The following is a 12,791-nucleotide window of genomic DNA, read 5'->3' as shown; positions in this document are numbered from 1 at the left end:
GCTGGTGCTGCGTGACGACGTGTGCACGACCCCGTGGTGCGACGCCCCGATCGTGCACGCCGACCACACCCACCCCGCCCACGCCGGCGGCGAGACGAGCTTCGGGAACGGGTCCGGGCTGTGCGCCCGATGCAACGGCGTCAAGGAAGCCCCCGGGTGGCAGGCCCGGGTGCTCTCCACCTCACCGCGCCACCTCGAGGTCACCACCCCGACCGGGCACACCTACCACTCCCACGCCCCGCCCCTGCTCGGCTGGGGCACCGACCCACCCGCCCCCGAACCCGACCCCGCGTCAGGCCCCGCGCCTGACCCAGACTCTCCCCTGGAACGACACCTCCAGGCACTCCTCCACGCCGCCTGACCCGCGGCCCGGTCGACGACACCGCTCTGGAGCAGCTGACCTAGGTCGAACGCGGCGAAAAGGGCTACGTCAGGCGGACCGTTCGCGGTCGAGTCGTTCGAGGATCCAGGAGCGGACGAGTGTGGAGGCGGGGAGGTGTTTGGCGGCGGCGACGCGCTGAACCTCGGCTTCCTCCTCGGCGCTGAGCCGCACTGAGTACACCTTCTGCCGGTTCGGTCGACGGCCGGTGGTGCCGGCGGGGTACGCGTCGTCCTTGGTCTGCTCCGACTCCTCGCGCAGCTTCTCGGCCAGGGCTGGGTCAATCGTCTTGGCCATCATCGTCTCCTTGCTGGTAGAGCGTGAGGTCGGCGCCGGTGGCCGGCCAGGCGTTGATGCCGTGCAGGTCGCCGTCGAGGTCGCGGTAGGCGATCACGACGACCACCCGCCCTGCGGAGCGGGAGCGACCGATGAACCGAGACGCTCCCATCCGGGACTTCGGGTCGGGTTCGAGCGCGAGGAGGTCGGCATCGTCCATGACCTCCTGTGTCCAGCCGGGCTCGATCCCGTCGGCGTCGGGGTAGCGATCGCCGCGGGAGCGGATGTACTCACTGGCCTCGGTGTCCCACTGGATCTCCTCGCCCACTGGGTTAGTGTACGTCTTTGTCAGACGATGTAGTACAACCAGTCCGGAGCGAGCTGCCCGCATCAGACGCCGGCGACGTACGCGGTGAGGAAGTGCACGCCGTGCCGGTCGAGGTTGCCCCGCGCTCGGTCGTAGTGCTCGGTGGTGCGGGGGTCGGCGTGGCGGGCCAGGATCTGCGCGTCGCGCAGCGGCACCCCGGCGTCGAGGGCGTTGGTGATCGCGGCGTGCCGCAGCGAGTGCGGGGAGATGTGCCGCGGGATCCCGGCGGCCTTGGCGATCCGTGCGACCATCCGGTACACGTCGCGCCGGTCGATCGGGTTCCCGCTCTGCGGTCGCAGGATCAGCGGGCCCTCTGCGCGATCGCCGCGGCAGGCCTCGAGGACTCGCAGCACCGGGACGGTGACCGGCATCGTGGCCGGCTTGTTGCCCTTCCCGACCAGCCGCAGCACCCGGTGCCCGCGCAGGGTCTCGGCGTAGTCCTCGATCCGCACCGCCGCGGCCTCCGACGCCCGCAGTGCGTTGATCCCGAGCAGGAACGCCAGCGCGCCGTGGTGGACGGTGATGGTCTGGGAGACCTGCAGGAACCGGATCAGCTCGAGCCGGTCCAGACCCTGGGTGCGGGACTCATCCCGCTGGACCTTCGGCAGCCGGGCGTAGACCGCGGGGTCCGCCGGGACCAGGCCGTCGATGTGCGCGAACCGGAAGAACCCGCGCACCCCGTGCATCATCGTCACCACCGAGGAATCCATCAAACCCCGCTCCCCCAGCCCACGGATGTACAGCTCCACATGCGCGCGCTGGACCCCGACCAGCGGGTCCAGCCCGTGCCCCTCACACCACGAGAACCACTCCCGCAACTGGAACGCATACAACCGGTGCGTGCGACCCGAATAGCGGGCCAGATAGGAGACAGCGGCCAGCTGCGCGCTCGACATGATGGACGGCTGGAACGGGAGCACAGCAGTGGAAGCAGACATGGGTCACCTCACGCGGCGACCAGTCATTGCCCGCACCCGCCCGCCGCGACAGCGGCCGGGCATCCGGACGACGCGAACGCTAGGCCCGACAGTCGGTTTGGAATAGCCCCGTCAGGCGGCTACTTGACACTTCCGGGTAGGGCCGGTGTCTGGCCAGACTCGGTCCAGGTGTCCGGCGGGAAGCTCTCCATGCGGCTGCCCACCAGGTCGATCGGTGTGGCTCATTATCGGTTTGCGTTCCCGCTGGGCACCGTTGCCGGTGTGTGGCTCAAGAGGGGTCTGCCCAGCTCGTAGTAGCACTGCCCGCCCGGTGTCCACCGAACAGTGACGGCGGGAAGGTGAAGCTCATGGCGAGAGTGGTCATCGGGGTCGATCCCCACAAGCTGTCGGCGACCATCGAGGTCGTCGACGAGCACGAGACGGTGTTGGCGACCGGCCGGTTCGGCACCGACAAGACCGGCTACGCGGCGATGCGCCGGCACGTCGCGTCCTACCCGGAGCGGGTGTGGGCGGTCGAGGGCAGCAACGGCGCCGGCCGCCCGCTGGCGCAGCGGCTCCTGGCCGACGGGGAGCACGTCGTCGACGTCCCGGCCAAGCTGTCCGCGCGGGCCAGGGCCCTGGACAGCGGGCACAACCGCAAGACCGACCCGCACGACGCCCACGCGGTCGCGGTGGTCGCGGTGCGCACCCGGAACCTGCGGGTCCTGGCCCACGACCCTCAGCTCGAGGCGTTGCGGCTGCTGGTGGACCGGCGGGCCGAGCTGTCCCGGGCTCGGATCCAGTGCGTCAACCGGGTGCACCGGCTTCTCTCGGAACTCGTTCCGGGACAGTCGAAGAGGAAGATGAGCACCACCCAGGCCAAGGCCATCCTCGCCACCGTGAAACCCCGGGACATCGCGGGCAAGACCCGCCGGCGGCTCGCCGCGGAGGAGATCGCCGAGCTCGTGGTGATCGAGAAGAAGGCCAAGGCCGTCACCAAAGAGCTCAAGGCGATGGTCCGCGCGTCCGGCTCCACCCTGATGGAGCTGCCCGGTGTCGGGCCGGTCGTGGCCGCACGGGTGCTGGCCGACACCGGGGACGTCGCCCGGTTCGCCGACCGGAACCGGTACGCCTCCTGGACCGGCACCGCCCCCATCGAAGCCTCGTCCGGGGAGATCGTGCGCCACCGGCTCTCCCGGGCCGGGAACCGGCGGATGAACCACATGATCCACATGGCCGCCGCGTCCCAGCTGCGTCACGACACCGAGGGGCGGGCCTACTACCGGCGCAAACTCGCCGCCGGGAAGACCAAGGCCGAAGCCATGCGCTGCCTGAAGCGACGGATCTCCGACGCCCTGTACCGACAGCTCCGCGCCGACGCTCAGAGCCGGGCGGTCGTGGACGTGGACGCGGGCCCGGGAGGGCACTGCGGGGCGTCACTCATATCCAGCGCGGCCGGCTCGCACCCGCACACCGGCACTTCGGATCAGCCACTCCCGGGACCCGCACCCACGACCGTACGCCGAGCACTGCGGCAGGGAAGAGCACGACCTCAAGGCCCCTCGAACCAGCCTCTTGACATCAGAGGGTTGCCGGTATGCAGCAGTTCTGGAGGACCGGTTGTCGTGCGCCTCTGTCGCCAAAGGTCGTCAGGACCGCGCAGCAAACTCCAGTGCGCGAAGGACTCCGATGAGATGCGCCAGGTCGTGCCAGGCCTCTTCTGGCAGTCGCTCGCGCTCGTCCTGAATGCTCTCTTCGACGTCGTCACTGACCTGACCGACCGTGAACGTGTGGGGTTCTTCGGCCATGTCGAACGCCTGCTCCACCGGGTGACCGTGTCAAGTCCAATTGGCCCCGCGAGGACGGCCTGGCTTGGCCCCAGGCGCCCGGCAAAGAACGCCGGTTAGCTGCCGTTGCGTTTCGGCGTCGAGGGGCTTTGCTGCGAGATGGCTGTCAGGCCGGCTTCCGTGAGAGCACCTCCGCCCCCGACGGATCAAGGGTGATGCTCTCTCCCGGGGTCCGACCGGCCGCTTCCAGGGCGTCGATCGACGCCACCCGGAATGGCAGTCCTTCGCCGTCTTCCAGAGCTGGGAAGGACAGATCCCCAGAGGCACCCACCTGGGCGATGAGTTCGCCGTCCCAGACCGTCCCGAGAACTTCAGGGTCGTATGCGAACACCGGCGATGACTCATCGAGGAAGAGCAACACGGGCCCCAGGTCCTTCAGGTCACGCTCGACGTCCTCGATGGACAGGTCGGGACCCAGGGAGAGTCCCACGCGCTCGTTGGTCTTCAGCGCGCGACCGGCGACCAGACGGTCGACGGTGAGGGCGGCGTGATAGGTCCGCCAGGCAGCGTGTGGGCTGTCGAATGGCACATCCACACCGCCGGGTGAGTCCTCGGCCGAGTACGCCCGGCCGGGCTCCACGGAGGTGAAGTGCGCGACGACAACCGACGATGAGAACGTCCACGGTTGGCCATCGCCCGTTCGGTAGGTCCGGTTCGGCAGCAGATCCACCAGTGAGTCGAACGGCTTGGCCCGGGCCACCGCGTCATTGCGGGCGTGCAGCTGGGTGACGACGGCGTTGTCTCCGGCGGCGGAGCAGCCCGCCATGAGCAGAGAGGCGAGAACGAGGGGCGCAGCGGCCCGGGTCAGGCGTCGCATGGCGCTCCTCAGTAGTTGGCGTTGAGGTGGGACTCGTCGTGCGTGGTGAGGTACGTCGGATAGGTGCCGTACCTCTCCATGCAGCCAGTCTCGGTGTCGCGGTGCTCAAGGCCAAGAGAGTGGCCGATTTCGTGGCAAGCGAGCCCGCGTTCCGCGCTGCGGCTTACCACGTTGAAGTACGAAAGGTCGAAACGGACCGTGTGCTGTTCGCACTTGAATCCAGACAGGGAGTTGCACGTTGTCAATCCCCAGGTGCCTCCCGAGGAGTGCCACGAATACCCGCAGTAGGTCGTGTAGTCCTGGTTGCGCACAACGACATCAGTCGCCGAGTCCAGCGTCGAGTCGTAGGCGGTATTGGCGTCGGTCGGGTTGTAGTTGTACGTCCGAGACCACACGACGGCGTCCTGAACCGCACTGTTGAGGCTGACGTAGTGGAAGTAGTGAGTTCCCCCGTCCGCCATGTTCACCGGCGACCCGTTCGTGGGGTTCGCCCTTGCGGATCCAGTCGCCGGTGGCGAGCTCGTTGATGGTGGCTGGGTTGATGGCCGGGTTAGCGCCGAAGTCGAAGTCGCCGAGCCACTTCTCGCGGGGGAACCCGGCGGCCTTGACCCGGCGGAGGGTGGAGCGGCGGTCGCGGTCGTCGACCTCGGCCAGCAGCAGCTCGGCCAGGAAGCCGTGGTAGGTCAGCTGCTCGTGGGTCGCGGCGGTCACGGCCTGGTCGACCAGGGCGCGGATGGTCGGCAGCCGCAGCCGCCGGCAGGCCTGGTCGACCGCCGCCGCGGCGGCCTCCTCGGTCAGGCCGCGCCGACGCCGCAGCGTGTGCGCGACCGGTGTCGGTGAACCACTGTTGCTGGCGGCGGTCATCGGGTGCTCACCTTCGCCTCCTGGTCGGTGGGGGCGGTTCGTCGTCGCGGGAGGAGCTCGTCGTAGGCCATCACCGACGGCAAGGGCCGGGTGTCCGGTGGGAGGCCGGCGATGACAGCGGCCGGGTCGGTGAGGCGGCGCTGGGTCAGGCTGACAACCCGTTCCTCGCGCACGACGTGGTGAGCAGCGAGGTGACGGCCTCCGGCGGCCCCACCGTCAGCGTTCGCAGTGCCTGAGGTGGTGGCGTGGCGGCGGGCCTCGACGGCGACGACGTCGGCGGAGAGCGCGCCCACGGTCAGGGCAGCCCGGATCCCTGCCACGACGTCCCGCTGGTTCATGCTGCGGTGGAGTAGGGGGACCTCGATCAGCTCGCGGGTGCCGTCGGCGTCGCCGTTGACCTTGCGCGCCTCGGCCCAGAACGCCTCGTGCGCCGGGGTGAACGTGCCCGCGGCACGCGCCTGGGCCAGGGCGGTGGAGCCCGGCAGGGCGCCGGGCTTGGTCCGCAGGACCTCCAGGTAGTGGTCCAGGGCGAGGCGGTGCCCGGTGCGGGCCGCGACCCGCTGGTGGACCGCGACGATGTGCGCCCGTCGAAGACCACGACCTGGGAGGCGCGCAGCGAGACCCGGACCCGGCGCCCGATCAGGTGCGCCGGGACGGAGTACTTCACCATCCGCACCGTGACCATGGAGGAGCGGTCCACCCACGGGTGCAGCACCGTGCCCGGGTCGAACCCCTCGCCCGGAAGAGGCGCCAGCAGCGACTGCTCCCGCGCGAACGCTATGCCGACCGGCTCGGTCCGGCCGCTGATGACGCGCGCGTCGGCGGCGGACTCCCAGGCCTGGATCTTCGCGTTGAGCTCGGCCAGGTCGGTCACCTCGGGCATGGGGGTGAGGTGGTTGCGGCGGAACCAGCCGACCGCACCCTCGACCCCGCCCTTCTCGTGGGCGCCCTCGATCCCGGGTTGGCAGTAGAACGCGTCGAAGCCGTAGTGGGAGCGGAACAGCACCCACCGCTCGTTCTCCACGCGGGCCCGGCCGGGGCCGTGCACGACCTGGGAGACGGCGCCCTTGAGGTTGTCGTACTTGATGTGCCCGGTGGGGATCCCGCCGATGGCCTCGAACGCGGCGATGTGCCCTTCCAGGAAGGCTTCCTGCGCCTGGGTCGGGTAGACCCGGTGGACCGCCTTGCCGGAGTGGGCCAGCCAGAACACGAACAGGAAGCACTTCGTGCGCACCCCGTCGAGGATCACCCACACCTCGCCGAAGTCGACCTGCGCCTCCACCCCAGGCGCGTGGTCCTGGGCGATGAACACCTCGACCCGCCGCCCGGCCTCCCGGTCGACCTGGGCGCGGCGGACCCGCACGTAGTCCCGCACCGTGGAGTACGACAACCCGGTCGCGTCGTGTTCCTCGACCAGCCGCGCCAGGATCCGGGTGGCGGTGTGCCGCTGCTTGCGTGGCGCGTCCAGGTCCGAGATCAGCATGGCGTCGATCGCCGCCTTGTACGGCTCCAGCCGCGGCGAGGACCGCACCGGCCGCTTCCGCGGCGGCGGCACCGCCGACGCCAACGCCTGACGGACCGTGCGCCGGTGCACACCATGCCGAGAAGCCAGCTCCCGGATCGAGAGCTCCTCCACCCGCGCGTCCCGGCGGATCGCAGCGAAGACGTCCACACGTGATCCCATCCCGACCCAACCCCTTTGCCTCGAGAACCAGCCGATGGGACTCAGGCTCAGGTGGGGCCAGATCAAACCGTCACAACCACCCCGGCGCGTCGCCCATGGGGCCAGAACAAGCCGTCACGGTGGGGCCAAATCAACCTGTCATAGACAACCGGGAGATGCCAGTAGTAGTCCATGTCGAGCGGGACTTGTGGGCCCAGTCGCTTCTCCGTAGCGTCGAGCGCGCGAAGCAACGCGGTACGTAGGTCGGCGATGCTGACGGTCAAGGGCTCTGCCACCCCACGAGCATGTCGCAGAAGCGCATGCTCATGCTGCGATTCCGACGGTCGACAGGCGGCGCTATGCAGCGGGTCCACGACCTCGGGGAGGCGGTTCAGGGCACGTCCGATGGCTCAGCCCGTGGAGTTGCCACCCCAACGGCAGTGCCGCCACCCGCGCCCTCGACGGAGTAGCCCGTCGCCCCGACGAACGACGAGAACATGCCGCGCCGCTGACCTCGTCGACGGCGTGTTCTCGTCGTTCGACGCAGGGGTGGTCGGGGTAGCCCCTTCTGGGCGCTGTGACGCGCAACGCCACCGTGGGGCGTGCCATCCTTCTGGAGCCGCCCCTACGACGACCCGGATCGAGGACGTCGTTCGGCTCCCTCGAAGGACACGACGGGGCGATCCTCCACGCCGCCTGACCCGCGGCCCCGCCCACGCGGTGCCGCGGGTCAGGCGCAGCCTCAGTCCGCCTGGCCGTAGAGGCCGGCCAGGGTGGCGCTGTCGGCCCAGTGGATGTGCTTGATCGGGTTGTCCGGGTCGTCGAGACCCTTGTTGTAGGTGTATGCCCCGCTCTCGTACACCGCCCAGACGTGCTGGTTGCCGTTGGAGTTGCCGGAGGCCACGCCCTCGATCATCGACGGTGCCCTCATGCAGAACGAGGTGGCATCGGTGATGTCACCGGTGAAGGACGTCGGCCGCACCCACACGTTGCTGCGGTCGTTGCGGCCGTAGGACGTCGCGAAGACGAACTTGCCGTCGATGACGGTCATGCCCTGGGTCTTCTTGGGCACCCAGCGCTTCTCTCCCGTATAGGTCAGCGACCCGTCGCTGTTCGGGCTGTACTTCCACATGCTCTGGTGGGCGTCCTTGTCGAAGTTCCCGGTCCAGATCTTGCCCCCCTGCTCGCCGAGGAAGGACGCGGCGCCGGCGACGTCCTGGGTGCCCTTGGGGCCATGAGTGGTGTTGTCGTTGGCCGCAGCCAGCTCGGAGTGCACCTTCGAGGTGGTCCAGTACCGGACGATCCCCTCGCCACCGACGTAGACGTGGCCACCGGCGATGGCGACACCTCCCGCGTGCGTCGTGGGGATGAGCATCCGTCCCAGGCTCTGGCCGCGCCGCTCGCCGCTGAGGACGACGCCGAAGACGGCACTCGGGCCGTCGGGGTCGCTGTTGCCGTCGCCGTCGTGGTACGCGGAGATGAGCAGCACGTCCTCGGTGGTGCCGTCCCAGTTGTTCCAGTAGGCCAGGCCCTGCGGCACGTACCGGCCGTCGAGCAGCCCGGCCGGGATGGCGACGCTCTGGTGGAACGTGCTGTCGTAGGTGGTGCTGGCGGACGGGCCCGGGTACCAGGGGTTGGACCCCTGGGTCGTCCGGCAGTTGGCGTCCTCGGCCAGTGCGGCCTCGGGAGCGGCCACAGCCACCAGCCCGCCCAACGTCGCTGCCGCCATCGTCATGGCCAGTTGCTTGAGTCCTGCCATCGTCAGTGATCCCCCTCGTGTCGTTCTCGTCGCGCCGGAGGTGCCTCCCCCCGGCCGGACCCCGAATCCCCCGGGCGTCGCTTCGCAAGATAGCCCCTCGGCGCCGTGGGGGCGTGCTGGCTGGACGGGGAGGCCTCCCCATCCCTCGACGGACGATCGCGATCGGGAACAGATGGCCGAGGACCAGAGTTGAGTCTTCTGAACGCAAGGTTGGCGACGTGAGTTTGCGCAAGGAGACCCACCGACCTAACGTGAGCGGGAGGCACTCAACCCAGTGTCACCAGATCGAGCAAGGAGCAGCCCCATGGCCCGTGCAGTCGGCATCGACCTCGGCACCACGAACAGCGCCGTCGCCGTCCTCGAGGGCGGCGAGCCCACCATCATCGCGAACGCCGAGGGCGGTCGCACCACCCCGTCGGTCGTCGCGTTCTCCAAGGGCGGTGAGGTGCTCGTCGGCGAGATCGCCAAGCGCCAGGCCGTGACGAACGCCGACCGCACCATCCGGTCCGCCAAGCGCCACATGGGCACGGACTGGGCCACCGACGACATCGACGGCAAGAAGTACACCGCGCAGGAGATCAGCGCCCGCATCCTCCAGAAGCTCAAGCGCGACGCGGAGTCCTACCTCGGTGAGAACATCACCGACGCCGTCATCACCGTCCCCGCCTACTTCGACGACCACGAGCGCCAGGCCACGAAGGAGGCCGGCGAGATCGCGGGCCTCAACGTCCTGCGCATCGTCAACGAGCCCACCGCCGCGGCCCTCGCGTACGGCCTCGACAAGGGCAAGGAGGACGAGCTCATCCTCGTCTTCGACCTCGGTGGCGGCACCTTCGACGTCTCGCTTCTCGAGGTCGGCAAGGACCCCGAGGACGGCTTCTCGACCATCCAGGTCCGCGCCACCTCCGGCGACAACCAGCTCGGTGGCGACGACTGGGACGAGCGGGTGGTCAACCACCTGCTCACCACGGTGAAGAACACCAGCGGGGTGGACCTGTCCAAGGACAAGATCGCGATGCAGCGCCTTCGCGACGCCGCGGAGCAGGCCAAGAAGGAGCTCTCGTCCGCGAGCAGCACCAACATCTCGCTGCAGTACCTCTCGATGTCCGAGAACGGCCCCATCCACCTCGACGAGACGCTGACCCGCGCCCAGTTCGAGCAGATGACCAAGGACCTGCTCGACCGCACGAAGCAGCCGTTCCAGAACGTCATCAAGGACGCGGGCATCGCGGTCGCCGACATCGACCACGTCGTCCTCGTCGGCGGCTCGACCCGGATGCCCGCCGTCAGCGCCCTCGTCAAGGAGATGACCGGCGGCAAGGAGCCCAACAAGGGCGTCAACCCCGACGAGGTCGTCGCGCTCGGCGCGTCGCTCCAGGCCGGTGTCCTCAAGGGTGAGCGCAAGGACGTCCTCCTCATCGACGTCACCCCGCTGAGCCTGGGCATCGAGACCAAGGGCGGGCTGTTCACCAAGCTCATCGAGCGCAACACGGCCATCCCCACCAAGCGCAGCGAGGTGTTCTCGACCGCCGAGGACAACCAGCCGTCGGTGCTCATCCAGGTCTTCCAGGGCGAGCGCGAGATCGCGCAGCAGAACAAGCCGCTCGGCACCTTCGAGCTGTCCGGCATCGCGCCGGCCCCGCGCGGGGTCCCGCAGGTCGAGGTCACCTTCGACATCGACGCCAACGGCATCGTCAACGTCTCCGCGAAGGACCGTGGGACCGGCAAGGAGCAGAAGATCACCATCTCCGGCGGGTCCGCCCTGTCGAAGGAGGAGATCGAGCGCATGGTCAAGGACGCCGAGGCGCACGCCGAGGAGGACAAGAAGCGGCGCGAGGAGACCGAGGCTCGCAACACCGGTGAGTCCCTCGTCTTCTCGACCGAGAAGTTCCTCTCGGAGTCCGGCGACAAGGTCTCCGACGAGCACCGCGCCCCGGTGGACGCCGCCCTCGCGGACCTCAAGGAGGCCATCAAGCCCGAGAGCAACGCCTCGGCCGAGGACATCCAGGCCAAGATCAACACCCTGAACACCGCCTCCCAGGAGATGGGGGCCGCGGTCTACGCGGCGGCGGCCGAGCAGGGCGAGTCCGGGGACGTGCCGGGCGCCGAGGCCACCGACGGTGGTCAGCCGGCCACCGACGCGGGTGACGACGACGTCGTCGACGCCGAGATCGTCGAGGACGACGAGGACGCGAAGGAGGCCAAGTGACCGACCAGTCGATGGACGACTCGGTGAACACCGAGGCCGTCAACGACGAGCCGGTCCGCGGCGAGGAGGAGGTGGCCCCGGAGGAGTCCGGGGCCACCGCCCCCGCCGGGGAGCCCGCCGAGGCCCCGGCCGACGGCGCGGACACCAGCCCCGACGCCGTTCTCGCTGCGGAGCGGCTCGCCGACCTGCAGCGGCTGCAGGCCGAGTACGTCAACTACAAGCGCAGGGTCGACCGTGACCGGGCGCTCGTGCAGGAGCGGGCCATCCACGACGTCCTCGAGTCCGTTCTCGGGGTGCTCGACGACATCCACGCGGCGCGAGAGCACGGCGACCTGACCGGCCCGTTCGCGGCGATCGCCGACAAGCTCGAGGGCACCCTCGGGCGGTACGGCCTCGAACGCTTCGGCGTCAAGGGCGAGGCGTTCGACCCGCAGCAGCACGAGGCCCTCATGCACGCCCCGTGGCCCAGCGGCGACGACGAGCTGCCGGCCGACGCGGCCGCCACGACCGTCGTCACCGTGCTCCAGCCCGGATACCGTGCCGGGGACCAGGTGCTGCGGCCCGCCCGCGTCGCCGTGTCCGACCCCGAGTGACGACCACCCCGCCCATCCCCCCGACGAGCGACCGATAGGAGGCGCCGATGGCCAGCCAGGACTGGTTCGAGAAGGACTTCTACGCCATCCTCGGCGTGCCGAAGGACGCCGACGACGCCGCGATCAAGAAGGCGTACCGCAAGCTCGCGCGGCAGTACCACCCCGACCGCAACACGGGCGACGCCGCCGCGGAGCAGCGGTTCAAGGACGTCGGTGAGGCCCACTCGGTGCTCTCCGACCCCAAGCAGCGCCAGGAGTACGACGCGGTCCGGTCGATGGCCGGTGGCGGCGCGCGGTTCCGCGCCGGTGCCGGTGGGCCGAGCGGTGGCGGCGGCTTCGAGGACATCTTCAGCGCCTTCGGCGGAGGCGGCGGCGGCGGGTCCCGCGTGCGGTTCCAGCAGAGCGGCCCGGGCGGCTCGTACGCCGGCGGCAGCGACCAGGACATCAACGACCTCCTCGCGCAGATGTTCGGCGGAGGCGCGGCAGCGGGAGGCCGCGGTGGCGACCCGTTCGGGGGTCCGGGGTTCGGCGCGGCCCGCGGCCCGCGGCCGGGCGCCGACATCCAGGCCCGGACGACGCTGCCCTTCCGCGACGCGGTCGAGGGGTCCACGGTGACGCTGACGACCGCCGACGGCGGCCACGTCACGACGAAGATCCCGGCCGGCGTCCGGGACGGCCAGAAGATCCGGCTGCGCGGCAAGGGCGCTGCCGGTGACCCGGGAGCGCCGAAGGGCGACCTCATCCTCACCGTCGGCGTCGAGAAGCACCCGGTCTTCGGGCGTTCCGGCGACGACCTCACCGTCGACCTGCCGGTCACCTTCGCGGAGGCCGCACTGGGCGCCACCGTCTCGGTGCCGACCCTCGACGGGTCCAGCGTCCGGGTCAAGGTCGCCCCCGGGACCCCCAGCGGCCGGGTCCTGCGGGTCAAGGGGCGGGGCGTCGCCGGCAAGAAGGGCACCGGGGACCTGCTCGCGAAGGTCGTCGTCGTCGTCCCGCAGCGGCTCAGCGACGAGGCGCGACACGCGGTCGAGACCCTGCGCGACGCCGAGGGCGACGCGGACCCGCGTGCGACCCTGTTCCAGCAGGCCGCGACCTGACGG

Annotated in this window: 10 protein-coding genes and 2 pseudogenes; 5 read left to right on the top strand and 7 right to left on the bottom strand. The window is 70.0% G+C overall.

Annotated features, from left to right (window positions below):
- Positions 1-361 (top strand): HNH endonuclease (locus Q0963_RS12640; RefSeq protein ID WP_367180066.1); only part of this gene is annotated, 361 nt, incomplete at its 5' end.
- Positions 362-430: 69 nt separating this feature from the next.
- Here Q0963_RS12640 and Q0963_RS12635 read toward each other — a convergent pair.
- From Q0963_RS12635 to Q0963_RS12625, 3 genes are all read right to left on the bottom strand, one after another.
- Positions 431-676: a hypothetical protein gene (locus Q0963_RS12635; protein ID WP_299446354.1), complete on the bottom strand. Its 246-nt coding sequence runs from the start codon at positions 674-676 to the stop codon at positions 431-433.
- Positions 660-983 carry a hypothetical protein gene (locus Q0963_RS12630; protein WP_299446352.1) on the bottom strand — a complete coding sequence of 108 codons (324 nt, stop codon included), beginning with the start codon at positions 981-983 and terminating at the stop codon, positions 660-662. Before Q0963_RS12630 ends, Q0963_RS12635 begins: the two co-directional genes overlap by 17 nt.
- 62 nt (positions 984-1,045) lie before the next feature.
- The gene (locus tag Q0963_RS12625) at positions 1,046-1,960 is read right to left on the bottom strand and encodes a tyrosine-type recombinase/integrase (RefSeq protein ID WP_299446350.1); all 915 of its coding nucleotides are present in this window, start codon (positions 1,958-1,960) and stop codon (positions 1,046-1,048) included.
- 347 nt (positions 1,961-2,307) lie between these two features.
- Here Q0963_RS12625 and Q0963_RS12620 point away from each other — a divergent pair, with 347 nt between their 5' ends.
- Positions 2,308-3,846 (top strand): IS110 family transposase, encoded by a 1,539-nt coding sequence (locus Q0963_RS12620; protein WP_299446348.1) that lies wholly within the window; start codon positions 2,308-2,310, stop codon positions 3,844-3,846.
- Between the two features lie 46 nt (positions 3,847-3,892).
- Here the strand turns inward: Q0963_RS12620 and Q0963_RS12615 are convergent, their stop codons facing one another.
- From Q0963_RS12615 to Q0963_RS12600, 4 genes and pseudogenes are all read right to left on the bottom strand, one after another.
- Complete coding sequence (locus Q0963_RS12615; RefSeq protein WP_299446346.1) at positions 3,893-4,603, bottom strand: hypothetical protein; 711 nt, start codon at positions 4,601-4,603, stop codon at positions 3,893-3,895.
- Positions 4,604-5,086: 483 nt separating this feature from the next.
- Positions 5,087-5,467, bottom strand: a pseudogene (locus Q0963_RS12610) (ATP-binding protein); the annotation flags it as partial.
- Positions 5,464-7,151 (bottom strand): annotated as a pseudogene (gene istA / locus Q0963_RS12605) (IS21 family transposase). The pseudogenes Q0963_RS12610 and istA, both read right to left, overlap by 4 nt.
- Before the next feature lie 721 nt (positions 7,152-7,872).
- Positions 7,873-8,889 carry a hypothetical protein gene (locus Q0963_RS12600; RefSeq protein WP_299446344.1) on the bottom strand — a complete coding sequence of 339 codons (1,017 nt, stop codon included), beginning with the start codon at positions 8,887-8,889 and terminating at the stop codon, positions 7,873-7,875.
- Positions 8,890-9,193: 304 nt separating this feature from the next.
- Between Q0963_RS12600 and dnaK the strand changes: the two genes are divergently transcribed.
- From dnaK to Q0963_RS12585, 3 genes are read left to right on the top strand one after another with little or no spacing between them, the layout of a single operon-like run.
- Positions 9,194-11,098, top strand: coding sequence for a molecular chaperone DnaK (gene dnaK / locus Q0963_RS12595; protein ID WP_299446342.1), 1,905 nt, complete (start codon positions 9,194-9,196; stop codon positions 11,096-11,098).
- The gene (gene grpE / locus Q0963_RS12590; protein WP_299446340.1) at positions 11,095-11,691 is read left to right on the top strand and encodes a nucleotide exchange factor GrpE; all 597 of its coding nucleotides are present in this window, start codon (positions 11,095-11,097) and stop codon (positions 11,689-11,691) included. Before dnaK ends, grpE begins: the two co-directional genes overlap by 4 nt.
- A 47-nt stretch (positions 11,692-11,738) precedes the next feature.
- Positions 11,739-12,788 (top strand): DnaJ C-terminal domain-containing protein, encoded by a 1,050-nt coding sequence (locus Q0963_RS12585; protein ID WP_299446338.1) that lies wholly within the window; start codon positions 11,739-11,741, stop codon positions 12,786-12,788.
- The last annotated feature ends 3 nt before the right edge of the window (positions 12,789-12,791 follow it).

Origin of the sequence: uncultured Phycicoccus sp., assembly GCF_947495705.1 — a bacterium.
Taxonomy (GTDB): domain Bacteria; phylum Actinomycetota; class Actinomycetes; order Actinomycetales; family Dermatophilaceae; genus Phycicoccus.
Note: the sequence above shows the minus strand (reverse complement) of the source record. Positions and strands in the feature narration are given on the sequence as shown.

What these genes read in the sequence shown, in the direction of transcription:
- Q0963_RS12625 (WP_299446350.1), bottom strand. Translation starts at nt 1,960, where the DNA reads ATGTCTGCTTCCACTGCTGTGCTCCCGTTCCAGCCGTCCATCATGTCG.
- Q0963_RS12620 (WP_299446348.1), top strand. Translation starts at nt 2,308, where the DNA reads ATGGCGAGAGTGGTCATCGGGGTCGATCCCCACAAGCTGTCGGCGACC.
- dnaK (WP_299446342.1), top strand. Translation starts at nt 9,194, where the DNA reads ATGGCCCGTGCAGTCGGCATCGACCTCGGCACCACGAACAGCGCCGTC.
- Q0963_RS12635 (WP_299446354.1), bottom strand. Translation starts at nt 676, where the DNA reads ATGGCCAAGACGATTGACCCAGCCCTGGCCGAGAAGCTGCGCGAGGAG.
- Q0963_RS12585 (WP_299446338.1), top strand. Translation starts at nt 11,739, where the DNA reads ATGGCCAGCCAGGACTGGTTCGAGAAGGACTTCTACGCCATCCTCGGC.
- Q0963_RS12600 (WP_299446344.1), bottom strand. Translation starts at nt 8,889, where the DNA reads ATGGCAGGACTCAAGCAACTGGCCATGACGATGGCGGCAGCGACGTTG.
- Q0963_RS12615 (WP_299446346.1), bottom strand. Translation starts at nt 4,603, where the DNA reads ATGCGACGCCTGACCCGGGCCGCTGCGCCCCTCGTTCTCGCCTCTCTG.